20 protein-coding genes and 1 pseudogene are annotated in these 23933 nt (G+C 34.2%); 12 read left to right on the plus strand and 9 right to left on the minus strand.

Annotated elements, in window-relative coordinates; translation table 11 throughout:
- Positions 1 to 10: 10 nt before the first annotated feature.
- The 4 genes and pseudogenes from NBT05_RS16535 to NBT05_RS16550 form a co-directional block, all read left to right on the plus strand.
- Positions 11 to 850, plus strand: coding sequence for a phytoene/squalene synthase family protein (locus NBT05_RS16535; RefSeq protein WP_265771007.1), 840 nt, complete (start codon positions 11 to 13; stop codon positions 848 to 850).
- 10 nt (positions 851 to 860) lie between these two features.
- Entirely contained in the window at positions 861 to 1310 is a 450-nt protein-coding gene (locus NBT05_RS16540) for a sterol desaturase family protein (RefSeq protein ID WP_265771008.1), read from the plus strand.
- Positions 1311 to 1588: 278 nt separating this feature from the next.
- Complete coding sequence (locus NBT05_RS16545) at positions 1589 to 2512, plus strand: IS256 family transposase (RefSeq protein WP_265771009.1); 924 nt, start codon at positions 1589 to 1591, stop codon at positions 2510 to 2512.
- 114 nt (positions 2513 to 2626) lie between these two features.
- Positions 2627 to 3730 (plus strand): annotated as a pseudogene (locus NBT05_RS16550) (IS256 family transposase); the annotation flags it as partial.
- A gap of 75 nt (positions 3731 to 3805) precedes the next feature.
- On the opposite strand, the gene NBT05_RS16555 reads toward NBT05_RS16550, so the two are convergent.
- The 6 genes from NBT05_RS16555 to NBT05_RS16580 form a co-directional block, all read right to left on the minus strand.
- A complete protein-coding gene (locus NBT05_RS16555) occupies positions 3806 to 4453 on the minus strand; it encodes a DUF3291 domain-containing protein (RefSeq protein WP_322874187.1) in 648 nt (215 codons plus the stop codon).
- Between the two features lie 68 nt (positions 4454 to 4521).
- Complete coding sequence (locus tag NBT05_RS16560; protein WP_265771010.1) at positions 4522 to 5004, minus strand: TlpA family protein disulfide reductase; 483 nt, start codon at positions 5002 to 5004, stop codon at positions 4522 to 4524.
- 113 nt (positions 5005 to 5117) lie between these two features.
- A complete protein-coding gene (yaaA, locus tag NBT05_RS16565; protein ID WP_265771011.1) occupies positions 5118 to 5879 on the minus strand; it encodes a peroxide stress protein YaaA in 762 nt (253 codons plus the stop codon).
- Positions 5880 to 6045: 166 nt separating this feature from the next.
- On the minus strand, positions 6046 to 6237 hold the full coding sequence (locus tag NBT05_RS16570; protein WP_265771012.1) for a cold-shock protein: 192 nt from the start codon (positions 6235 to 6237) through the stop codon (positions 6046 to 6048).
- 248 nt (positions 6238 to 6485) lie between these two features.
- Positions 6486 to 7526: an RluA family pseudouridine synthase gene (locus NBT05_RS16575; RefSeq protein WP_265771013.1), complete on the minus strand. Its 1041-nt coding sequence runs from the start codon at positions 7524 to 7526 to the stop codon at positions 6486 to 6488.
- 22 nt (positions 7527 to 7548) lie between these two features.
- Positions 7549 to 8139, minus strand: coding sequence for a PASTA domain-containing protein (locus tag NBT05_RS16580; protein WP_265771014.1), 591 nt, complete (start codon positions 8137 to 8139; stop codon positions 7549 to 7551).
- Between the two features lie 96 nt (positions 8140 to 8235).
- Between NBT05_RS16580 and NBT05_RS16585 the strand changes: the two genes are divergently transcribed.
- The 3 genes from NBT05_RS16585 to coaD all read left to right on the plus strand — a co-directional run bounded on the left by NBT05_RS16585 (position 8236) and on the right by coaD (position 10525).
- On the plus strand, positions 8236 to 9207 hold the full coding sequence (locus tag NBT05_RS16585) for a D-alanine--D-alanine ligase (RefSeq protein ID WP_265771015.1): 972 nt from the start codon (positions 8236 to 8238) through the stop codon (positions 9205 to 9207).
- Between the two features lie 92 nt (positions 9208 to 9299).
- Entirely contained in the window at positions 9300 to 9932 is a 633-nt protein-coding gene (locus NBT05_RS16590; protein WP_265771016.1) for a LysE family translocator, read from the plus strand.
- A 134-nt stretch (positions 9933 to 10066) separates the two neighbouring features.
- Positions 10067 to 10525 carry a pantetheine-phosphate adenylyltransferase gene (coaD, locus tag NBT05_RS16595; RefSeq protein ID WP_265771017.1) on the plus strand — a complete coding sequence of 153 codons (459 nt, stop codon included), beginning with the start codon at positions 10067 to 10069 and terminating at the stop codon, positions 10523 to 10525.
- 249 nt (positions 10526 to 10774) lie between these two features.
- On the opposite strand, the gene NBT05_RS16600 is transcribed toward coaD, so the two are convergent.
- Positions 10775 to 12373 carry a SulP family inorganic anion transporter gene (locus NBT05_RS16600; protein WP_265771018.1) on the minus strand — a complete coding sequence of 533 codons (1599 nt, stop codon included), beginning with the start codon at positions 12371 to 12373 and terminating at the stop codon, positions 10775 to 10777.
- A 340-nt stretch (positions 12374 to 12713) separates the two neighbouring features.
- Here NBT05_RS16600 and NBT05_RS16605 point away from each other — a divergent pair, with 340 nt between their 5' ends.
- On the plus strand, positions 12714 to 15713 hold the full coding sequence (locus NBT05_RS16605) for a histidine kinase (RefSeq protein WP_265771020.1): 3000 nt from the start codon (positions 12714 to 12716) through the stop codon (positions 15711 to 15713).
- Positions 15714 to 15715: 2 nt separating this feature from the next.
- A complete protein-coding gene (locus NBT05_RS16610; RefSeq protein WP_265771021.1) occupies positions 15716 to 16459 on the plus strand; it encodes a LytR/AlgR family response regulator transcription factor in 744 nt (247 codons plus the stop codon).
- A 73-nt stretch (positions 16460 to 16532) separates the two neighbouring features.
- Here NBT05_RS16610 and NBT05_RS16615 read toward each other — a convergent pair whose 3' ends face one another.
- Together NBT05_RS16615 and NBT05_RS16620 are read right to left on the minus strand one after the other, a co-directional pair.
- The gene (locus NBT05_RS16615; RefSeq protein WP_265771022.1) at positions 16533 to 17693 is read right to left on the minus strand and encodes a hypothetical protein; all 1161 of its coding nucleotides are present in this window, start codon (positions 17691 to 17693) and stop codon (positions 16533 to 16535) included.
- A gap of 508 nt (positions 17694 to 18201) precedes the next feature.
- Positions 18202 to 19314: a hypothetical protein gene (locus NBT05_RS16620; RefSeq protein WP_265771023.1), complete on the minus strand. Its 1113-nt coding sequence runs from the start codon at positions 19312 to 19314 to the stop codon at positions 18202 to 18204.
- A 357-nt stretch (positions 19315 to 19671) separates the two neighbouring features.
- Between NBT05_RS16620 and NBT05_RS16625 the strand changes: the two genes are divergently transcribed.
- The 3 genes from NBT05_RS16625 to NBT05_RS16635 all read left to right on the plus strand — a co-directional run bounded on the left by NBT05_RS16625 (position 19672) and on the right by NBT05_RS16635 (position 23850).
- A complete protein-coding gene (locus tag NBT05_RS16625; protein ID WP_265771024.1) occupies positions 19672 to 20187 on the plus strand; it encodes an RNA polymerase sigma factor in 516 nt (171 codons plus the stop codon).
- A gap of 170 nt (positions 20188 to 20357) precedes the next feature.
- Positions 20358 to 21272 (plus strand): FecR family protein, encoded by a 915-nt coding sequence (locus tag NBT05_RS16630; protein WP_265771025.1) that lies wholly within the window; start codon positions 20358 to 20360, stop codon positions 21270 to 21272.
- 1 nt (position 21273) lies between these two features.
- Positions 21274 to 23850: a TonB-dependent receptor gene (locus NBT05_RS16635; protein ID WP_265771026.1), complete on the plus strand. Its 2577-nt coding sequence runs from the start codon at positions 21274 to 21276 to the stop codon at positions 23848 to 23850.
- Positions 23851 to 23933: the final 83 nt, after the last annotated feature.

Below are 23933 nucleotides of genomic sequence, written 5' to 3' on the forward strand. Positions count from 1 at the left end.
CAATTCACGTATGAAATCTATTTTTGACGAAGTATCTTATTCCTGTAGTAAAATAGTTACCACTTCTTACAGTACTTCTTTTTCTTTGGCTTCTAAAATGTTAGGGGATACTATTCGACAGGATATCTATAATATTTATGGCTTTGTTCGCTTTGCTGATGAAATTGTAGATACTTTTCATGACTACGATAAGGCTATTCTTTTTGATAAATTCGAAGAAGAGATGTATGCAGCTATTGCTAATAAAATAAGTTTAAATCCTATTCTTAATTCCTTTCAGGAAACGGTACATAAGTATCAAATAGAAGCAGATTTGTACGAATCTTTTATGAAAAGTATGCGTCTGGATTTACATAAAAAAGAGTATTTAACTGATGTGGAGTATAAAGAGTATATTTATGGTTCTGCTGATGTAGTGGGACTTATGTGTTTAAAGGTTTTTGTAAAAGGAGACCAGCAACGCTATGATGATTTAAAGGAGAGTGCCATGCACCTGGGTTCTGCTTTTCAAAAGGTAAACTTTTTAAGGGATTTAAAAGCAGATTTTGAAGATTTAAGCCGAACTTATTTTCCGGAAACAGATTTAACCCGACTTGATGAATCTTCTAAAATTAAGATTATTGAAGAAATTGAAAACGATTTTAATATCGGTTTTGAAGGGATTACCAGACTCCCAGCTGAAGCTAAATTTGGAGTGTATACCGCTTATATTTATTATAAAAAACTATTGACCAAGTTAAAAAATACGCCTTCCGTAGAAATTAAAAATACACGAATCCGAGTACCGAATTACCAGAAATTTGGGTTACTGGCCAAATCTTATTTTGATTATCGTCTTAACTTGATGTAATTTAGCTTATATGAAAATTTTTCTTTGGCTTTTTATATTTTTTACTACATTTTGTATTATGGAATTTATGGCGTGGTTTACCCATAAATATGTAATGCATGGCTTTTTATGGTCTTTACATCAGGACCACCATCATAAGCATCATGGTAGCTGGTGGGAGCGTAACGACTTTTTCTTTGTTTTTTATGCAGTAGTGAGCATGGCATGTATCATGCTCCCTCCTTCCTATACCTTCGGGATTGGAAAACCCATCGGTTTTGGAATTTTAGCCTATGGAATTGCCTATTTTTTAGTACATGATATTTTTATCCATCAGCGCTTTAAACTTTTTAGAAACGCAAATAACTGGTATGCTAAAGGAGTTCGGCGGGCTCATAAAATTCACCACAAACATTTAGGTAAAGAAAAAGGGGAATGCTTTGGGATGTTGTTTGTTCCTTTTAAGTATTTTAAGAGGTAGTATTTTAGCCAAAAGTTACTAGCTACTAGCCACTAACCAAAAGTATAAGTTACCAGGTAGAAATATATCTCTTAAACTTGGTTACAGAAAATCTGACAACTACTAGATATCAACCTCTCTTAAAATACAAATAACAAAATACCGACAACCGATAACCAACAGCTATTTACCATGATACCCGTCCAAAAAAGTGTGTCTGTTGACTGAAAAAGTTTCCAACAATTTAACAATTTTACAAAATCAACATCACTGTAAAATTTTAAAAATTGAAGGAAACCATGAATCTTACAAAGAAACAAACTGAATTTGTACTGAGCAAATTTTTAGAAAAGTCAACCGGACTCAACGATGTCCTGGAAATGGTACTTAACGCAATGTTTTACAACGAGCGCAGCGAATTTTTGGCTACAAATGCTATTGAAGGTAATAAAGCCAATGGCTACCGTTTGGGGAAGGTCTTTGGTCAGGGTTGCCAGTTGGAACTGCGCATCCCCCGGGACCGTCAGAGTATGTTTAGCCCTGTACTTCTGGCCCTGTTCAGGGAGCAAGAAGATTACCTTCGCGAGGTAAGTTTTCAGCTCTACGGTAAAGGGCTTACTACCCGGGATATCGGTGAAGTAATGCAAACCCTTTATGGGCGTCACTATAGTAAAAGTAGCATTAGTAATTTCACCCAAAGCTTTTATGATCAGATGCGCCTATGGCGAGAGCGTACCCTGGAGTCCCACTACCTTGCCATCTTTATAGATGGGTTGCAAGTAAAGGTTAGACGCAACGGTAAATACCAGAACGAATGCTATTATATTATACTGGCCTTAAAGGAAGATTATACCCGGGAGGTCATTGCTATAGAAACCCTGCCCAATGAATCAGCTACAGGTTGGAGGTTAGTGCTACAGGGACTTAAAGAACGGGGGTTACAAACAGTTGGGCTGGTAGCCTCGGATAACCTGAGTGGTATTACCTCAGCTGTAGCCAGCGTATGGAAAGCTACCCCGCATCAGTTGTGCTGCGTACACTTGCAGCGAAACTTGCAGGCAAGGGTACGCCATCAGGATAAAGCAGAACTGGCAAAAGACCTAAGGGAAGTACTCTCGCCAGGTGTAGCAGGTCATACCCGGGAAAAGGCAATGAAAAAGATAGGCCAGGATACCCGTCCAAAAAAGTGTGTCTGTTTACTGAAAAAGTTTCCAACAATTTAACAATTTTACAAAATCAACATCACTGTAAAATTTTAAAAATTGAAGGAAACCATGAATCTTACAAAGAAACAAACAGAATTTGTACTGAGCTAATTTTTAGAAAAGCCAACCGGACTCAACGATGTCCTGGAAATGGTACTTAACGCAATGCTTTACAACGAGCGCAGCGAATTTTTGGCTACAAATGCTATTGAAGGTAATAAAGCCAATGGCTACCGTTTGGGGAAGGTCTTTGGTCAGGGTTGCCAGTTGGAACTGCGCATCCCCCGGGACCGTCAGAGTATGTTTAGCCCAGTACTTCTAGCCCTATTTAGGGAGCAGGAAGATTACCTTCGAGAGGTAAGTTTTCAGCTCTACGGTAAAGGGCTTACTACCCGGGATATCGGTGAAGTAATGCAAACTCTCTATGGGCGTCACTATAGTAAAAGTAGCATTAGTAATTTCACCCAAAGCTTTTATGATCAGATGCGCCTATGGCGAGAGCGTACCCTGGAGTCCCACTACCTTGCCATCTTTATAGATGGGTTGCAGGTAAAGGTCAGGCGCAACGGTAAATACCAGAACGAATGCTATTATATTATACTAGCCTTAAAAGAAGATTATACCCGGGAGGTCATTGCTATAGAAACCCTGCCCAATGAATCAGCTACAGGTTGGAGGTTGGTGCTACAGGGACTTAAAGAACGGGGGTTACAAACAGTTGGACTGGTAGCCTCGGATAACTTGAGTGGTATTACCTCAGCTGTAGCCAGCGTGTGGAAAGCTACCCCGCATCAGTTATGCTGCGTACACTTGCAGCGAAACTTGCAGGCAAGGGTACGCCATCAGGATAAAGCGGAATTGGCAAAAGACCTAAGGGAAGTACTCTCGCCAGGTGTAGTAGGTCATACCCGGGAAAAGGCAATGAAAAAGATAGGCCAGATCAAGGTCAAATGGAAAGACTACCCAAAACTAACCTCTCATATAGACAAAGTGCCATGGGAAGATTACTTTACTTACCTGGATTTTGACCATAGGGTACAAAGAATGCTCTATACTACCAACTGGATAGAACGCTTTAACAGAAGCGCAAGAAGGACCCTTAAAGTAAGGTCCGGACTCCCTAGCGAAGAATCAGTATTGACCTTAATTACCAGTGTCGCTATAGAAAAAGGCAATAAAAAGTATGCCTATCCCATATATAATTTTAAATTTGAGAAGAAACTAAAAAAAACGTGATTGTTAATTTGATTGAAAACTTTTTCTAAAAAACCCTAGACACACTAAAATGGACACTACCTTTACCATCAACTACTAACCGTCCATTAAAAACTCCTTTAAAACTTCTTCTCCACCCCAATCACCTTCGAATTTATATAGTTGAAAACGAGAAAACAACTCTTCTTTATACCATTGTTGCTGATGTGTCATTTTGATGGCATCCCGGTGGTTTTTATGGCGATAAGCAAATTGTTTTAGTGCTTCTTCATTTTTCCAAATACTAAAAGTCGCCATCTGTGTAAAAGGTACTTCCCCTACTCCTTTAGTGAAAAGTAAATCCGGGTTATTTTCCAGATAAGATTGGGAGGTAGGTACGTATTTCCAGAAAGAACGAAGTTTTTTTATTTTAATAGTTGCCCGGGTTATTACCGCAATAGGTAAGGTTTTCTCCGGTATATCCATATTTTCCTTGAAAGGTTGTTGCCCGTCCCATTCTCCCTTTGCTTTTATGTTTTTTAGGTACAAAGTCCAAATATGGTCAGCATGGGAGCGGTACCTATGCATAGCTTTTGAATTTAAAAAAAAATCAGTTGCTTTTGCTTCGTTTTCCCATACTTGCAATAAACCATAAACTTCCCAATCCGGTAACGGGTTAAAACCTTGTTTACCACTTCCTAATAACTTATAAAACTCCTGCCCCGAACTATTTTTAAGGTGGGTGTGCATAAACTGCATCATCATAAAAGCCCAACTTTTGCCAAGGAAACTTTTATATCGAAAAAAAGTTAATGTGGTGACTTGCGAACTCATCAGGGAGCGGCTATCAATTGATCTAGGGTTTCTTTTACCTTTGTAGTATTCCAATCTGCAGCTCCGGATTTATCCATAACAATATGCCCCTTTTTATCCAGGACATAGGTTTGTGGAATCGGGCTTTTTACAAATGGTTTTGGGTCTTCTGACCGGGATCGATATACCGGATAGGTATACCTTTTTGCATTCATAAACTTATCTACATCTTCATTAACTTCATTGGTAACAAAAAGAAAAACTACCTTATCTTTATAAGCATCGTATAAATCCTGTAAGGATGGCATTTCTGCAATACAAGGAGGGCACCAAGTTGCCCAATAATTGACTAATACCACTTTCCCTTCAGCGTTTTGTAGATTATATGAGTCCGTATTAATTCCTTGCAATTCCCATTGATAGTCAGTTACCTTTTTTTGATCTTTCTGCTCAATGACACCTGGGCTAAAGGAAAAAATGCGAGTTATAACTATCTGCATCATTCCCCGAGTATTAGGTATTAGAAATAATAGTAGAAAAATAGCAAATAAGAGGTTTGAAATATTCTTTTTTTGAAAAAACTTCACGTTATTTTATATTATTCATTAATCCTTAACTAGCGTACAAATACCAGTTCGTTTTCTTTTTCGGTGTATTGTTCACTAAAGCCGTATCCTTCATAGTTAAATCCTTTTAAATCTTCGATCGTTGTACTATTGGTATCCATAATGTACCTCAACATTAAACCTCTGGCTTTTTTAGCATAAAAGCTGATTATCTTTAATTGATCGTTTTTCCAATCTTTAAAAACCGGTGTGATTACCGGTACTTTTAATTTTTTAGTATCTACAGCTTTAAAATATTCATTACTTGCCAGGTTTATAAAAAGTTCGTCTTCCTTTAATTCGTTATTTAAAAAATCCGTAACCTGTGTTTTCCATACTTCATACAGGTTTTTACTTTTTTTAATTGCGAGTTTAGTTCCCATTTCCAATCGATATGGTTGTATTAAATCCAAGGGGCGCAGTATACCGTACATCCCAGATAGAATCCGTAACGAATTTTGTAGTTGATCTAGTTTTTCCGTTGGAAGCGTGTATACATCTAATCCTGTATACACATCCCCATCAAAAGTATAAACGGCAGGACGCGAATTTTTATTAGAATGTTCTTTACTAAACTCTTGAAAACGGGTATAATTTAAATCCGCTAGTTTATCACTAATATTCATCAACTCCCCTATTTTCTTTCCGGACATTTTTACAAGTTCACGGTTAAGCTGTAAGGTAGTTTCTAGAAATTGAGGTTGAGTATTTCTATCTGTTGGGAGTTTAGCGTCTAGATTTAAGGACTTAGCGGGGGAAACTACAATTTTCATTTTAGGTTCTTTTCTTCAAAAATACAATTTTGTCCTTTGTTTTACAGTATCCGTTCCACCATAAAAGATGTTAGTCCAATCAGGTCAATTATAACAGTGTATCCTATCCGAACAAAAAATCCCGCTTTGCAGCGGGATTGTGTACTAAAAAAATCAAAAATGTATATTATAATACTCTCACGTTTACCGCGTTCAATCCTTTTTTACCTTCTTTAAGTTCAAACTCAACTTGGTCACCTTCTCTCACCTCATCAATTAATCCTGAGATGTGTACGAAATGGTCTTTGTTAGAGCCTTCTTCTGTGATGAATCCAAATCCTTTGGAGTCATTAAAAAATTTTACTGTTCCTGTATTCATTATATTTAATTAAAGTGCGAAGATAGGATTATTTAAATGGCTATTTCCACGTTTTTAAAAATATTACCATTTTTTTTTACTTTTAACCTAGGTTTAACTATTTATAAATGTTCTATTTACAATTTTAGATGCTTTATTGCTACTTACATTACAATCAGGTGGTATGTTTAGGAATAAAATATAAAATTAACAATGGAAAAGTATAAAAATGGAGTTTTAGCTACATATTTTTCGGAGAATTATTAATATTATATGGCAGATTGGTGTACTGTATAATTTCTCCATTTATCAATACATTCTTGCAAATCTTGAGGTATTTCAGTTTCAAAATACATTTCTTTACCGGTTACCGGATGAATAAAGCCCAGGGTTTGTGCGTGTAGTGCCTGACGGGGTAAAATCTTAAAACAATTTTCAACAAACTGTCGGTACTTGGTAAAAGTGGTTCCTTTTAAGATTTTGTCACCGCCATAACGTTCATCGTTAAACAAGGTATGACCGATATGTTTCATATGTACCCGTATTTGATGCGTACGGCCGGTTTCAAGACGACAGGAAACTAAGGTCACGTACCCTAAGCGTTCTAAAACTTTAAAGTGGGTAATGGCCGGTTTGCCCTTATCGGCTTCTTCGCCTTCAAAAACCGTATTTTGCAACCGATTTTTAGGATGTCGTCCGATATTGCCTTCAATAGTACCTTCATCTTCTGTGATATGACCCCAAACTAAAGCCACGTATTCTCGCTTTGAGGTTTTATCAAAAAACTGCTTGGCTAGATGTGTCATTGCTTCTTCGGTTTTTGCAATAACCAGAAGTCCGCTGGTATCTTTATCGATCCGGTGTACTAATCCAGGACGATCACTACTATTATTAGGTAAGTTTTTAAAATGATAGATCAATGCGTTAATCAGCGTACCGGAATAATTACCATGACCCGGATGTACCACCATTCCTGGGGGTTTGTTTAAAACTAGTAAGGTGTCATCTTCATAAACAATGTCTAGTGGAATATCTTCAGGCGTTAACAAATTTTCATAAGGCGGATGTGAAAACAATACGCGAACAACGTCATTTGGTTTTACTTTATGGTTAGATTTTACCGGGATATCATTTACATATACGCTCCCTTCTTTTGCCGCCTGCTGAATTTTGTTACGGGTAGCATTTTCTACAAAATTCATCAGAAATTTATCTACCCGTAAAGGTTCTTGTCCTGCTCCTGCTACAAACCGATGGTGTTCGTATAATTCTTCTTCTTCCGGACCTTCTTCCTTACCTACGGTTGACATATGTTTATAACAGTATTTTAAATTAATTACTATCCCCGGAAAGGTTTAAGGACTTCCCGCTCTGATCTCCAACTACCAGGTCTATGGTGGCGGTTTTCATTAATTTATCCCCGGGTTTTATTTTTTTTCCTTTATACCTTAATTCTAAAACCTGATCGGACATATGCGGTTGATAAGTAATTTTTCCGATTTTAAAGCCTAGTGCAATTAACTTAGGTTCTACCTGTCTTCGGGTTTGCTGAGTTACAGAAGGAACTTCAATTTTACGATATCCGGAAGGGTTTAAGGTTACGTATATTTTTCGGTTTTCCTTAACCGTATTACCCGGAGGTGGGTTCTGGTCAATTACGGAATACTTCGGATAGTCAGGGTTATAATTAGTAGAGTCCTGTACTTCATACCGAAGGTTTTTTGCTGTCAATACTTCTTCTACTTCATCTAAAGTTCTTTTACTTAAGCTAGGCACCACGATTTGTTGGTTATGATTGGTAGAACTTTCCAACCATTCTAACGCAACAAAACAAATAATGACAAAGAGGGCAACAGCAATGATAAGCTGAATTAAGAAGGTTTTGCTCTTTAAAAATTGAAACAGATTTTTCAGAAATTTCATATAGCAGTCATGCTTTGGGCAAATATATAAATAACGACTTGTTTTTATCTTTTGTTATAAGATAAATGATATTTTTGTTTTGAAAGTAGTAAACCTATGAAAAAAAATATTGCCATATTAATGGGTGGTTATTCCAGCGAAAAAGATATTTCAATTAATAGTGGCAATGTCGTATTTCAACATACGGATACTGAAAAATACAATCCTTATAAAATTATCATTACCCGGGAATCCTGGTATCATTTGGATGAAAAAGGAGGAATACATCATGTTGATAAAAATGATTTCTCCATTACCATTGCTCAAAAAAAAATAAATTTTGATGCAGCTTTTAATATTGTCCATGGTTCTCCCGGTGAAGATGGACTTCTACAAGCTTATTTTGAATTATTAGGTATTCCCCAAACCGCTTGTGACTTTTACCAGGCTGCCCTTACGTTTAATAAAAGGGATTGCATTCGTATTTTAAAACCCTACGGGGTGCCTTGTGCTACCAATTACTTTTTAAATAAAGGTGATCGAATTGATGTAGATGAGATTGTAGCACGTGTTGGCCTACCTTGTTTTGTCAAAGCTAATAAAGCGGGAAGTAGTTACGGAGTTTCTAAAGTAAAAAGTAAAGCCGAAATAGTTCCGGCAATTGATACTGCCTACAAGGAAGATAACGAAATTATTATCGAATCCTTTTTGGACGGAACCGAAGTATCCGTTGGGGTGATTACGTATCAGGGGAAGCCTACGGTATTACCGATTACCGAAATTGTTTCGGAAAATGAATTTTTTGATTATGAAGCTAAATACGAAGGGAAATCAGAAGAAATTACTCCGGCGCGTTTGACTAAAGAACAGGAAAACCAGGTACGTGAATTAGCTTTATCTATTTATCAGATTTTAAAGATGAAAGGTTTTTCCCGAAGTGAATTTATTTTTCATAAGGGTAAACCGCATTTTGTGGAGATGAATACGAATCCCGGTTTTAGCGAAGCCAGTATTTTACCACAACAAGCCTTAGCCGCTGGGATCTCTTTAAAAGAATTAGTTACTAATACGATTGAAGAGTGTTTGTAGGAGTTATTGGGTTATTGGGTTATTGGGTTATTAAGTTATTGAATTACTGAGTTATTTAGTTATTGGGTTATTAAGTTTTTTTAAATTTTATCATGTTTGGAATTGTAAATTTTGAAGCGTTTTTATTAGCAGGTCTTATTTTAAATATAACGCCTGGAGCAGACACCATGTATATCTTGGGCAGAAGTATCTCTCAAGGCAAAAAAGCCGGAATTCTATCGGCTTTAGGAATATCTACCGGGGCAATTTTCCATGTCATTTTTGCAACTTTAGGTTTATCCGTAATTCTGGCTAAATCAGCTCTTGCTTTTGAACTGGTCAAATATGTGGGTGCTGTATACCTTGTGTTTTTAGGATTGAAAATGATTTTAAAAAAATCAGAAGGTGCCTTTGAAATTGATAAATTAAGTACCACTACGAATTACAGAAAGATCTATCTTTCCGGTGTGCTAACCAATCTTCTTAATCCTAAAGTGGCTTTATTTTTCCTAGCCTTTCTACCACAGTTTATAGATCCGAGCTATTCGCAAAATTCATTATCATTTCTAATTTTAGGCATTACTTTTCTGATTACCGGAACCCTTTGGTGCCTACTACTTGCTATATTTTCTTCAAAATTATCCGGTCAAATTCGGAAAAATTATAAGATCAAAAAATGGCTGGACAAAATTACCGGAGGTATCTTTATTTTACTAGGAATCAAACTTGCTTTGTTTAAAAGATAAAGGTTATATAAATGATATTTGTATGCCTTATTAAAATAATATGCTTATGCTTTTAAAGCTATTATACGATCCGGAAAACTATACTTGCCGACCCGTATAAAATTCATACATTTGATTTGCAAGACATTTACATTATGAGAAGAGCGGTATTTCCCGGGTCTTTTGATCCGATTACTTTAGGACATTATGATATTATAGAACGGGGACTTACGCTTTTTGACGAAATAATTCTGGCAATCGGGGTGAATGCTGAAAAGAAATATATGTTTTCTTTAGAAGATCGAACCCAGTTTATTAAAAATGCCTTTGTCAACGAACCGAAAATTAAAGTAATGACCTACAAAGGCTTAACCGTTGATTTTTGTAAACAACAAAACGCACATTTTATTCTACGGGGACTTCGGAACCCAGCTGACTTTGAGTTTGAAAAGGCGATTGCACATACCAACCGTAAACTTTCTGAAATTGAAACTGTTTTTTTGCTAACTTCCTCCGGAAAAAGTTTTATTTCTTCTTCTATTGTAAGGGATGTTATCCGAAATAAAGGAGATTTTTCAGGATTGGTCCCGGAAACGGTAATGGTAAAAAGGTAGCATTTATTAAAAAAAGCAAAGGTTATTTCTGAGGTAGAATAACAGGTGAAAGGAAATACAAGGTAGTACTAGCAACTATGAGGAATGCTAAACTTTAAATTCTTAGTTCCCTTTACTTCCCTTTTTAAAGGAAGGCTTGTTTAGTCAACTTGGAGTAAACATCCCATCTCCAATCCCCCATTCAAAGGGAGGGAGCAAATTTTAAGTGTACATATTCACTAACAAATAGCACTTATTAATAGGTTTGTTTTATTTTAAAACTTCAGCCATTACATGGTAACGGGGATCATCTACATCATGTTGTATTACGCTTTCTAACCGGGGGGAGGCTTTGATCATAAGTTCCTGACATTCTTCACTTAAATGTTTTACCCGAACTTTTTTACCAGCTTCTTCATACTTACCTACCAGATTAAAAATAGCTTCTAAAGCGGAGTGATCACTAACCCTGGATTCCATAAAATCTATTTCTACGTTTTCCGGATCATTCACGACATCAAACTTACTGTTAAAAGCCTGGATACTACCGAAAAAAAGCGGACCCCAAATTTCGTATACTTTAGTTCCGTTATCTTTTACATGTTTTCGGGCTCGTATTCGTTTTGCATTTTCCCAGGAGAAAGCAAGGGCAGACATAATAACCCCGGCAATTACCGCAACTGCCAGGTCAAAAAATACGGTAAGTAGGGATACGGATATGAGTACGATGGCATCAGTAAGTGGAATTTTATTTAAAATCCTAAAACTAGACCAGGCAAAGGTACCAATGACTACCATAAACATCACCCCAACTAAGGCGGCAATAGGTACCTGTTCAATTAACCCGGAGGCAAACAGTATAAACATCAGCAAGGTCACCGCAGCTACAATCCCGGATAATCGAGTACGACCACCACTTTTAATATTAATTATGGATTGTCCGATCATCGCACAACCACCCATACCTCCAAAAAGTCCGGTAATAATATTAGCTCCACCCTGCGCCAGGCATTCCCGGTTCGAATTTCCACGGGTTTCTGTTAGTTCATCTATTAAATTTAAAGTCATTAAGGATTCTATCAGTCCGATGGCAGCTAAAATAATTGCGTATGGTCCAATAAATCGTAAGGTTTCCCAGGTGAAAGGAATTTTATCAAAAATGGCAGTTTGAAATTTGGGAAGTCCGCCTTTTAAACCTTCTCCCCCTCCGTCTTTAATAAAACTTCCTACAGTAGCAACATCCAGGTTGGCTAAAATAACTATAGAAGAAACGACAAGAATAGCAATAAGGGCTTCGGGTAATTTTGCGGTAGCTTTTAATTTAGGTAATCCCCACATGATTAACATGGTTAAGCCCACTAAACCAATCATTAAAAATAAGTCAGCACCTTGCATAAATTCTTTAGTGCCATTTTTAAATTCTTTAAACATCCCTAATTGTGAAAGGAAGATCACAATAGCCAATCCGTTGACAAAGCCCATCATTACCGGATGTGGTATCAAACGTACAAATTTACCTAGCTTAAAAACTCCGGCCAACATTTGAATTCCTCCCATTAAAATGACCGTTGCAAATAGGTAGTATAAACCCAGTTGTTCACCGGGAGCACCCAAAGCATTACCTTCAGCTACCAGAGATACCATAACAACCGCTAAAGCCCCGGTAGCTCCGGAGATCATTCCCGGTCTACCGCCAAAGATAGAGGTAATTAAACCGATCATAAACGCGGCGTATAGACCTACCAGGGGATCTACTCCTGCTACAAAAGCAAAAGCAACGGCTTCGGGCACCAAAGCCAAAGCTACCGTTAAGCCGGATAAGATATCATTTTTTGCATTAGCCACTCGTTTGCGTACAAACTCTGTCATTTTTTTAAATTTAAGCTGCAAAAATACGCTTATTTATGAGAGTGTGTTGTTTGAGGCGGTGAATTAATGGTTTCACTGGCAAGGTTAGGGAATAAATTAGTTAAGAAGTCTAATTTTCAGTTTTTGTCACATTGATTTGTAATTATTAAGGGAATTTTACTAGTTATCAACTTTAGTTTAGAAGCTATTTTATGACATAAGTGAAATGATATACGAATAACGTAGAAAACTTCTTCCTGTAAGAAGCCGATTATTTAGACTTTATTATTTGAGAAGTATAAGTGATTTTTCCCTATTAATAGTATCTTTAGGGAGATCATTAGTTATAAATAATTTTAGATTGAATATTTTTAGGTTACTTCTGTTATCCGTAATAATTGGATTTAAAGTTACTGCTCAACATCCTGTATATTATCAATTTACAGATAAAGACGGCTTACCGGACTATGAACTCTATGATATGATTATCGATCAAAAAGGATTTATTTGGCTTGCTGCAAATAACGGTTTATATCGGTATGATGGTAATGAGTTTAAAAACTATACTAATAAAAGCAAGACAGGATTATCTGTATTTGGACTTCAGGAAGATAGCAATGGCAAAATCTGGTGTAATAACCTATATGGACAATTATTTTACGTAGAGGGCGATTCGCTACGAACTTTTATTAATGTTAATAAGTATACGGGTTCTCAACAACTACAAGATTTTAAAGTTTTAAAAGACCATGTGTTTGTAACATCAGACAACGGGCTTATAAAAATTAATCAAAGTACCAAGCATCTTAGCATTTTAAAGTCCAAAAATTGCAATAGTGTAAAATGTAAGACCGGTGCAACCAGAATTGTAGATTCAAATGTTTGGTATATTGAAAGTGGCATAGATAAGGATATTGTTAGATATCATACTAATAATGATAGTCAATCTCTTTACGACCAACAAAATATTGCCAATATTTACAATACATCAAACGGTATCTTTTTTAATACCAATAACAACCTATTTCGCACTAATTTAACGTTTTGGGAACCAAGTTCTAAACAATTAATTGCCATCAAAAATGTTCCTAAGTCTATTGAAAACTCCAGAACCGTTTATATCTATAACGATCATCAAAACTACTACTGGCTTTGTGGGACAGCAGGAGTCATACGTTTTAAACTTGTGGATCATACAATGACCGAAATTAAAACTTATTTCCCCAATAAATTTATAAGTCGTGTTTTGCAGGATCAACAGGATCGGTATTGGTTTTCTACCGTACAAAGCGGAATGTTAGTCGTTCCTGATCTGGAAATGATTAGTTATAATATAAAAAATTCTACTATTGGGTTGAATAGTATTAGAACAATAGCTGCCGATACCATTCGTAAAGATTTATACTATGCCTCAACTAATAAAGTATTAGGAAAATTGTCTAAAAAAGATAACCAATGCTACCTTCAATACAATCCTAGAATGAGATTAGAAACCATGCCGTTAACTTCATTACAATTTTCTTATCAAGAAAATGCAGCTATTATGGTTGGAACTAATGTAGTACGATGGGATCAACATAATGTTACCAATTTTAATGGCCTTCAATGGAAAGATTTTTGCTATTTACCTAATAATTCTATTTTATATTCATCAATCTATACTTCGGGTATTATGCATAACTTCTTTCAAAATACCCTGTATAAAAAACTTAACTACGTAGGAGATAAAAAAGTCAACAAAAAGGAAACTATTAAAGAATTAAGGCCTAAAAGATCCTATACTACCCATCACAATTCTAGAACGGGCATATCCTACATTGGATATGTTGACGACCTATATATCTATAAAGATACTATTGATAGTTATCCGGTACGATTCCGAGGAAATCCTATTTTTTCTACAGATATAACAGAGACTACAGATGGAACTGTTTGGGTTTCTTCTTTTAATTTTGGATTATTAGGTTTTACAGGTGATGTGATCACAGAACGATATACTAAAAGTTCCGGATTACTTTCTAACGAAATTATAAAATTAAAGGCTGATCATAATCATATATGGGTAGTTACAAACAAGGGAGTACAATGTTTAAAGAGAACCAATAAGAAGGTTTATAATATTATAACTATTGATAAAAACGATGGTTTGCCAGTATCTAGAATATCAGATATAGAACTGCTAGAAGATAAGGTATATATTGCTACTCAAAAAGGGTTGTTCAGTTTTTATAAGGATAAGGAGTATTACAACGCAAAAGCACCGGATATCTATATTTCAGAAATTAGGATTAATGATCTTGTCACAAATATGGCTGAAAATCTAGCGATGTATTATAACCAGGATGTTACTTTTTATTTTAACGCTAATGCCTTTAACCTACCCCCTACTACAAAAGCTTATAAGTATCGCTTAAGGGGTTTAGAAGAGCAATGGAAAACTACACATACAAATCAGGCCCGATATTCATCAATACCGGGAGGCAGTTACACATTTGAAGTCAAATCTATCAACGAAGATAAAGTTGAAAGTACTACTATAGCCGTATTTCCTTTAGAGGTCATTCCTCCTTTCTGGTATACCTGGTGGTTCTACATGCTTATATCCTTTATATTATTAAGTATTATAATCTTAGTCTTTAGCCTTAGGTTACAACAAGTTCAAAAACAGAATGAATTAGTTAGACAAAAAAAAAGTATGGAGATAGATCTTATCAATTCAAAGCTCGTGGCACTTAGGGCACAGATGAACCCTCATTTTATATTTAATGCCCTTAATTCAATTCAAGAATATATTATTACAAATCAAAAAGGCCTTGCCTCTGACTATCTAGGGAAATTTGCTGACCTTATGCGAATATATCTTAATCATAGCCAGTTAAATGAAATAACTCTGGCCGAAGAAATTAAAGCTTTAACCTTATATTTAGAACTGGAGAAAAATAGATTTGAAGATTCCTTGCAATTTAAGATAGATTGTCAAGCCTTGAATTTATCTACGTATTCCATTAAAATTCCATCTTTATTAATTCAACCCTATGTAGAAAATGCTATTAAACATGGATTGCTACACAAAAAAACCAACCGTAGTTTAAAAATTATTTTTTCTTCACCGATAGATCAGGAAAAGCTAATCCATTGTACTATTGAAGATAACGGAATAGGAAGAATTAAGTCCAAAAAGATCAATCAAAACCGCCCAAAACATTACAAATCTTTTGCATCCAATGCAGGTAAAACACGATTAGCCCTTTTAAACCGTACGAATGACCAGCAAATTGGTGTAAAAATAAACGATATACTGAGTAATGGTCAGGTGCTGGGAACTAGAGTTATCTTAAAAATACCATATACAAAAAATTAGTTATGAAAGTTTTAATTATTGACGATGAAAATAAAGCACGACAATTATTACGAATTATACTAGAAGAATATTGTCCGCAAATTACAACTATTCAAGAAGCTAAAGATTTACCGTCGGGTGCTAGTTTGATTAAAAAGCATCATCCCGACTTGGTATTTTTAGATATTGAAATGCCCGAATATTCAGGATTAGATATTTTGGAATTTGTAGATAAAGAAGCCTTTCACTTCGAGATCATATTTACCACAGCCTACAGTGAATATGCGATAAAAGCATTTCAGTGCTCTGCTATGGATTACATATTAAAACCTATACGGCCCAAACAAATTCAGGATGTTGTAGCACGTTTTGAAAAAAAAACAAAGAATAATTCACTACATCATCGATTGCACATTTTGTCTGATTCCCTTAAAAGTGCAAATACTTCTAGAATTGCTCTACCTATAAGTGACGGAATTCAATTTCTCGCTATAGATGAAATCGTTTGTTGTAAAGCTGATGGTATGTATACTAAGGTGTTTACCATAAGTAAAGAATTTTTTTTGATTAGTAAACCCTTAAAATATTTTGACCAAATTTTAAAAAAGCATACTACTTTCTTTCGATCTCACCGTTCTTTTATTATTAATTTAAAATTTATTAAACAATTTGTGAAGAAAGATGGAGGGTACCTAATTTTAGAAAATGATTTGACCGCTTCTATATCTAAAGATAGAAAAGAAAAATTGATTACCTTACTCCATTAAAAAACAGGATATTAGATATTCAATATCCTGTTTCAACTACACACAAATTAGTAACTACTTAAAAACAAAAATATTAGTCTGCGATCTCCGGCATAACAATGGTTACTACATTATTAGAAACCGTACAGAAATCGCTACAATTATCTTTTCTCTCATAGGTAAAAGTGGTATTTAATGTATATGTTTTAAGAGACCGTGACCCCTCATATGAGCGAATACTAAGTTCATTGTTAAAACTTGCATCACTTTTACTACCACTTTTCTCTTCTTTTTTTCTCCTAAATCTTTTTCTTCTCTTATAAGTGTAATTAACTCTAGCAGTTAATTGTGTATTTATTGCACTAGGAGCATTACTAAAACAGCTAACATTTCCTCTATATTTAATTTTTGATTGTAAAGAAAAGTATATTCCTGCTTTTTGATAGACATGTTTAGCGTCTGCCAACCATCTTTTGCAATCTACGATAGTCTCAGTTCGATAACCTGTAATGTTACCATCCTGATCAAAAATTGGTATTTGTACAGTTGTAACTGTTCCCGAACCACATTGAGCTTCAGAAAAAACAGTTTTTTTATCTTTTAAAGCATTTGTACTACTATCTATGTCTGTATTCAAATTACAGATTGCGGACATCTTTGTCATATTTTCTTCAAGTGCTGCTTTATGGTTAGCAACCTTTTTCTTTACGCCTACAGAAGTTAAGGTACCCCTATTTCCTGCTTCTAATAGTAGTAACACATCGTCTTCTGTACTGAACCATAATACGCTATCACTATTATAATCCTTATTTTTTAAAGCTGATTTTAGAAAAGTTTTTCTAGCATCAATCACTCCGACTACTTCATTAGCAAAATCAATCATAAAAGTCCATTCTCCAATAGTAATCATGTCGTTTTGATTTAAAATATTAAAAATCGGAGATTCTTGATCACTATCGAATCCGTATAAACTGTGTTTTTCTTCCTTATTCTTAGTTACCCTCTTAAGTTTGTTATCTAGACTTGTAAACTTTTGGTAAGAATCTCCTAAGCTATTTTCCAAATTTTCTTTGGTTAACAGATTATGTTCAATCATGTTTTCATAGGCTTCTATAGAAGAAAAATGCAACTCTCCATCCTGTACGGTAATAGCCTCTTTAGGATTGATAATAATATCGTTTTCTTCTTTCTCACAAGAAATAAAAACGGTAATACAAAATAAGAAGATTAAAAAATTTAAATTAGAGTTTTTCATGGTAAGTACGTGTAAAAATTAATAAATCGTTTTGTAAAAGTTTGTTTATCTGATAATTATATCAGTAAAATTGTTTTGGAAAATTCTCTCTTTTATATAAGAAACTGAGATTATAATTTTCAAAACAAGGGAAATTATTGCTGTAGGACTATTCATGGTTTCTAAAGAAACATTTTGAAAATTTAAATATTCCCCATATTGATTAAAGCTTTTAGTAGAAAGTTAAACGATTATTAATAAAAAAAGATAGATATATACAATTTAAAAGTTCATTGAGTTTATAATTTTATAGTTTAAATCTTCTATATAATGTAAATAGTGATTATTGTAAGTAGATTGAAGGATTACCTTATAATGTGTGTAAACAAAAAACCCGGGGGCATGGCCCTGGGTTCATTATTTACATACTTCTCAAAATGATATTTCAATCCTTTTAAATAAAGTACTACTCTATAAATACAGGTAAACCTGTAGTAGTAAATCAACTACAGGTTTAACCTATTGGTATTTATCCCTTTTCAAAAATTAAAGTTCTCTCTTCTCCGTCAATTATACGGGTTAAAACTACTTTAGAACTGGTAAAGTCTTTTAGAATTTTAAACCCTATACCTTCATTATCTATTGGATTTAAGGATTGTAATATATCGTATTTTTCTTTATCGATAATATTGTCCGCTACTTCTTCGGATCCTACAAGCAGAACAAAAGGTAATAAAGCATCATTATTGAGTTCAGACTTGAACAAACTTGTAGGTGCTATAGTATTGTCGCTATTATCCAACGATAGGTTACCTGGCTCAAAAACAGCCCCTTCTATCTCGTCTTCAAGAACTTCACCAGTGGGAATAGTAGGGTTGCTAAATACAAATCTTACTCCTTCAAATCTATCTGCAAAATCATCTGCTCCCTTTTGAAGTTTTGTTAATGTCCAAAAATCTGATATAGTACTATCCGTTAAAGTATTAATAAACTGCTGTATTTCTTCTATTTGTAAAAATTCAGTAATAGCAGGTGCCATTCTTTTTTCAAAAATTAAAGTTCTCTCTTCTCCGTCAATTATACGGGTTAAAACTACTTTAGAACTGGTAAAGTCTTTTAAGATTTTAAATCCTATTCCTTCATTATCTATTGGATTTAAGGATTGTAATATATCGTATTTCTCTTTATCGATAATATCGTCCGCTACTTCTTCGGATCCTACAAGCAGAACAAAAGGTAATAAAGCATCATTATTGAGTTCAGACTTGAACAAACTTGTAGGTGCTATAGTATTGTCGCTATTATCCAGCGATAGGTTGCCTGGCTCAAAAACAGCTCCTTCTATCTCGTCTTCAAGAACTTCACCAGTGGGAATAGTAGGGTTGCTAAATACAAATCTTACTCCTTCAAATCTTTCTGCAAAATCATCTGCTCCCTTTTGAAGTTTTGTTAATGCCCAATAATTTGTTATAGAACTATCCGTTAAAGCATTGATAAACTGCTGTTTTTCTTCTATTTGCAAAAATTCCTGATTTGTGATGTCTTCTCTTCCTATTGTTTCTATATCTTCCTCCGGAGTTTCACAAGAAGTAAATAAAAAAATACTTACTAATATTTTTAATACAATGTTTTTAAGTTCCATGTTTTTAAATTTCGGATTATACTACTGAAACTAACTCAGTGACACTTACCCTACCCGACCTTTTATAATTTCAAAAAATAAATTTATTAATATGTTGAAAAACAGCTTAATATAAACATAAAAAAATTTCAATAGAAAATTCTTGGTTATGCTATAAAATAGAATATAATTGTAATATAAAGGTAAGTGGTATAAAATTATATGCAAGCAACAATACAAAATAAAATACCTATTACTAATAAATATCATTGAAAACAAAAAAAGTGAAGAGATAGGTAGGGTATTTTAAGTTGAGATAGTTATAGTTAGTAAGTAAACCTTTATAAGATTCAAAAATTTAACAACCCCGCAATAAAAATGAGTAATATACCTTCGGTTTGTGAAAAGAAAAATTTTGAAACTATTTATGAAGCTTATAGTAAGTCCTTGTATAGTTTTTTATATTTTAAATGCGGGGACAGTGATCGAGCTTCCGATTTAGTCCAGGAAGCCTATATCAAGCTATGGAAGAATTGTAAAAAAGTATTTTTTGAAAAGTCTAAGTCGTACTTATACACGGTTGCTAACAATCAATTTTTAACTGAGGAAAAACATCATAAAGTAACCCTTACTTATAAAAACGGATTGAATCAGAATGCATTTAATTCGGAAAGTCCGGAATTTGTATTAGAAGAAAAAGAATTTATGGTAAAACTGGAAAATGCGATTTCAAAACTTACCATTGCTCAAAGGGAAGTTTTTCTATTAAATAGAATTGAAAAGAAAAAATATAGGGAGATAGCAGAAATACTGGCAATTTCTATTAAAGCAGTAGAAAAACGTATGCACGGTGCTTTGTTAACTTTAAAGGATGAGTTAGGAAGGAAATTATAGCTTAATGAATATAAAACGGCATAAAAGACTTGTAAAGAAAAAATTGAAGATGGAGGCAAAAAACGCAAGCATAGCAATAGCTAAAACGAGACATTTTAATGCCAAGATTCGTGTTATTTAATGTTGATGTAGCTACCTAGCTCTTAAAGCATTCACAAAAGGAAAATATTATGATAAATTATAAAGACGACGATACTTTTTTAGGAAGATGGCTAAGTGGTAATTTAACGGATAAAGAGTTGAAGGAATTCCAAAAATCTGATGATTTTGAATTATTATCTAAAATTGCTCAAAAAAGTACGGAGTTTAAAAGTCCTGTTTTTAACATGAACAATGTTAAATTAGAAATTCAAAAATCTATTTATAATAAAAAGCCAAAAGTACTATCGCTTTATTATAAAATAGGTATTGCTGCTTCCATTGCCCTACTCTGTACTATAGCAGGAATTAGTTATTTCAGTTCTTTAAAGACCACGATTACTACTCATATAGGAGAATTAAGAACAGTAACGTTGCCGGATGGTTCTGTTGCAGAATTAAACGGAAAATCATTACTTACTTATAAAAAGAAAGACTGGGAAAATAATAAAAGGACACTTTTTTTAGAGGGTGAAGGTTTTTTTAAAGTTAAAAAAGGATCAACATTTACTGTAATGAGTAATGAAGGAAGGGTGAGTGTAGTAGGTACGCAGTTTAATGTAAAAACCTTACCTGATTTTTATGCAGTCGAATGTTACGAAGGAAAAGTACAGGTTAAAAAAGATACTACTACCCTTTTATTAAGTAGCGGAAAAGGTTTTTATTATAAATATGGTAATCAACATAATTTAAGTGTAGAACATACTTATCCTAATTGGAAAAGTAAAAACTACACCTATGATAAAATACCTTTATCTGTAGTATTTAGGGATTTACAAAATATTTATCATATAACTAATTTAAAACCTACCACAACCGATTTAGCACTCGAATTTACCGGGCAATTAGTTACGGACGATCTCTATAAGGCATTAAATATTATTTGTAAACCTATGCATCTTACTTATACATTATCAAAAGACAATATTATCATAACCCCTTTATAGAATGCACAAATTTTGGTTACTAATTCTTTTATTTTTAGTACAATCACTATCTGCCCAACAGCAATATGAATTAAAACAAATACTTAAAAATCTATCTGAATTACACAATATTACTTTCTCATACAATTCTTCTGAAATTGAAAATATTACAGTAAATATTAATAATGAATCAAACACGCTAAAGGAAGTAGTCAACCAACTTAAAACTCAAACAGGGTTACAATTTGAAAAGGTCGATGCATTCAACTATATAGTTTTTAAACCCATTGGTAAAGGAATAAATCCTATTTGTGGTAAGGTTGTGGATACAAACTTCAGTAGTATTTCTAAGGCAACTGTAAGTGTTGGTAATCAGTATACAAAAACAGATCAAGAAGGAAATTTTTGTATAGAAGTATCCAATAAGAATGCATTTGTAGCCATAAGTTTAACTGGCTATACAACGCAATTTCTACCGGTATCTTCATTTAACGCTTCTCCTAGTACTATAGTTTTACAAAATGAAGTCATACAAATGGACGAAGTAGTGATTAAAAATTATATCGTTCCCGGGCTAACCAAAAATGAAAATGGTAGTATTACGGTAAATATGAGAAAAACCGGAATTTTACCAGGTATTATTGAACCGGATGCCATCCAGACCCTACAATTCATTCCAGGGCTACAGAGTCCGGATGAAACTGTAACCGGATTGCATATTAGAGGAAGCACGCCCGATCAGAACTTAATTCTTTATGATGGCGTTAAAGTATATCAAGATGCTCATTTTTTCGGATTATTATCTGCTTTTAATCCTTATGTAATTGACAACATACAATTATACAGATCAGCTACAAAAGCTAGGTACGGCGGACATGCAGGAGGAGTTATTTCTATAGGTGTAGATAATGAGTTACCAAAAAAAATAACAACAGGTATCAGCACTACCTTAACCCATGCGACCATCGATGCTAAAATTCCCATATTTAAGGATAAAATGGCTTTATTTGCTTCGGTGAGAAGGGGAATTACTGATTTTGCCAGAACCATTACTTATGAAAAATTTGCAGAAGTTGCTTTTCAAAATACCAATATCTCCAGTTCTTTTGATGAATTTGATAGAAACCTCACTTCATCAGACCTTCAATTTGCTTACGAAGATTATTACGCCAAATTAATATTTAAACCTTATTCATCTTTACAGTTTAATTTTGGTTTTTTGCAAAATCAAAATAGATTGTCGTTTAAAGGCCTAAATCCGTTTTTTGAAAGTGCTACAAACGACAACCTGAACGTTAAAAGTCAAACCTTATATGAAAGTATTTCTTATAAAAATAAGGTACTGGGTTTACATAAATTTCAACTGAGTACGACTGCACTTGATAAAAGGTTTAATGGACTTAATGAGTTTGATGTTACAGCGCAACCCCCTACTCTTCTTGAGGTTACCTTCCAGAAAGAAAATTTTGTCAGAGAAACCGGCATCGTTTATCATGGAGAAAAAGAAATTTTTAAAAATGGTTTACTACAGATTGGATACCAGAGAACAAGGTCTGAGTTAGGGTACAGTGCCGATAGTTACGGATTAAATTTAAGAACATTCAGAGAATCTTTTGCAGGAAGCGAGACTTCACAATCATTTTCTTCGGACTTTAAATTTAGGAATAAAAGACTACATCTCAACCTGGGAGGCAGACGTCAATATTTTAACCGGTTTCATAGAGCTTATTGGGAACCTCGTGCATTTTTAAATTATAAATTATATCCCGGTTTATGGATAAAAACATCACATGAGGTAAAACATCAATCCATAAGCCAAATCACAGATTTGAGAAATGACGGATTAGGGAACTTATTCAACCGCTTATGGGTAGTATCTACGCAAGAAGATATTCCGGTCATAAGAAATAACCAAACCGTTGTAGGAATGGATTTTAAGAAAAACAATTGGACGGTAGATATAGAATTTTATACTAAAAAATTAGAAGGTATTGGGATTTTACTGACTGATAACATCTTCGAACCCAGAAATGTTTCCGGAACTAATAGCATCAAAGGAATGGATCTGCTTCTCAAAAAAAAATGGAATAACTACAACACCTGGTTGAGCTATTCCTATTCAGAAAGCACTTATCAATTTGAAGAAATAAATAACAATATCCCTTTTCAGGGATCTTTTAATATTCCTCATAGCCTGGTTTGGGCACATTCATTAACATTTGACAATCTTTCCTTCTCACTGGGTTATCGATATCGAAGCGGAATTCCTTATACGGAAAAATCATTAGACCTAGATAATCCGCAAAGTAATTTTATTGTTTTTGAAGAATTTAATGGTAACCGATTACCGGATTATCATCGTTTGGACTTTACAGCCAACTATACCTTCTATTGGGATAAAACACAAAACATTAAATCACAATTAGGGTTTACTCTTCAAAATATCACAAATGAAAGAAATATACTTTCTCGAGATTTTAGAACTATTGAGACAAACGAATCCCAGGGAGGGTCTGAAGCTACACGCCCGGTACTAAAGACTATAGATCGTATTTCTGTTGGTTTTACCCCTAATCTTTTATTACGTATTAGTTTTTAGAAAACTTGGCATACGCTAAACTTTATTTTTCTTCCCGTACCTTTCCTTTAAGTATCAAAGAGAAATGTTTTAGCTTCAGCAGA

This window comes from Aquimarina sp. ERC-38 (genome assembly GCF_026222555.1).
In the GTDB taxonomy this organism is placed as follows: domain Bacteria; phylum Bacteroidota; class Bacteroidia; order Flavobacteriales; family Flavobacteriaceae; genus Aquimarina.

Excerpts from the sequence above, each read along its gene's own strand:
- NBT05_RS16535 (WP_265771007.1), top strand. The coding sequence starts at position 11 with ATGAAATCTATTTTTGACGAAGTATCTTATTCCTGTAGTAAAATAGTT.
- NBT05_RS16585 (WP_265771015.1), top strand. The coding sequence starts at position 8,236 with ATGAAAAAAAATATTGCCATATTAATGGGTGGTTATTCCAGCGAAAAA.
- NBT05_RS16610 (WP_265771021.1), top strand. The coding sequence starts at position 15,716 with ATGAAAGTTTTAATTATTGACGATGAAAATAAAGCACGACAATTATTA.
- NBT05_RS16575 (WP_265771013.1), bottom strand. The coding sequence starts at position 7,526 with ATGTCAACCGTAGGTAAGGAAGAAGGTCCGGAAGAAGAAGAATTATAC.
- NBT05_RS16590 (WP_265771016.1), top strand. The coding sequence starts at position 9,300 with ATGTTTGGAATTGTAAATTTTGAAGCGTTTTTATTAGCAGGTCTTATT.
- coaD (WP_265771017.1), top strand. The coding sequence starts at position 10,067 with ATGAGAAGAGCGGTATTTCCCGGGTCTTTTGATCCGATTACTTTAGGA.
- NBT05_RS16555 (WP_322874187.1), bottom strand. The coding sequence starts at position 4,453 with ATGATGATGCAGTTTATGCACACCCACCTTAAAAATAGTTCGGGGCAG.
- NBT05_RS16615 (WP_265771022.1), bottom strand. The coding sequence starts at position 17,693 with ATGAAAAACTCTAATTTAAATTTTTTAATCTTCTTATTTTGTATTACC.
- NBT05_RS16635 (WP_265771026.1), top strand. The coding sequence starts at position 21,274 with ATGCACAAATTTTGGTTACTAATTCTTTTATTTTTAGTACAATCACTA.
- NBT05_RS16630 (WP_265771025.1), top strand. The coding sequence starts at position 20,358 with ATGATAAATTATAAAGACGACGATACTTTTTTAGGAAGATGGCTAAGT.
- NBT05_RS16580 (WP_265771014.1), bottom strand. The coding sequence starts at position 8,139 with ATGAAATTTCTGAAAAATCTGTTTCAATTTTTAAAGAGCAAAACCTTC.
- NBT05_RS16560 (WP_265771010.1), bottom strand. The coding sequence starts at position 5,004 with ATGATGCAGATAGTTATAACTCGCATTTTTTCCTTTAGCCCAGGTGTC.
- NBT05_RS16570 (WP_265771012.1), bottom strand. The coding sequence starts at position 6,237 with ATGAATACAGGAACAGTAAAATTTTTTAATGACTCCAAAGGATTTGGA.
- NBT05_RS16625 (WP_265771024.1), top strand. The coding sequence starts at position 19,672 with ATGAGTAATATACCTTCGGTTTGTGAAAAGAAAAATTTTGAAACTATT.
- NBT05_RS16600 (WP_265771018.1), bottom strand. The coding sequence starts at position 12,373 with ATGACAGAGTTTGTACGCAAACGAGTGGCTAATGCAAAAAATGATATC.
- yaaA (WP_265771011.1), bottom strand. The coding sequence starts at position 5,879 with ATGAAAATTGTAGTTTCCCCCGCTAAGTCCTTAAATCTAGACGCTAAA.
- NBT05_RS16620 (WP_265771023.1), bottom strand. The coding sequence starts at position 19,314 with ATGGAACTTAAAAACATTGTATTAAAAATATTAGTAAGTATTTTTTTA.
- NBT05_RS16540 (WP_265771008.1), top strand. The coding sequence starts at position 861 with ATGAAAATTTTTCTTTGGCTTTTTATATTTTTTACTACATTTTGTATT.
- NBT05_RS16545 (WP_265771009.1), top strand. The coding sequence starts at position 1,589 with ATGAATCTTACAAAGAAACAAACTGAATTTGTACTGAGCAAATTTTTA.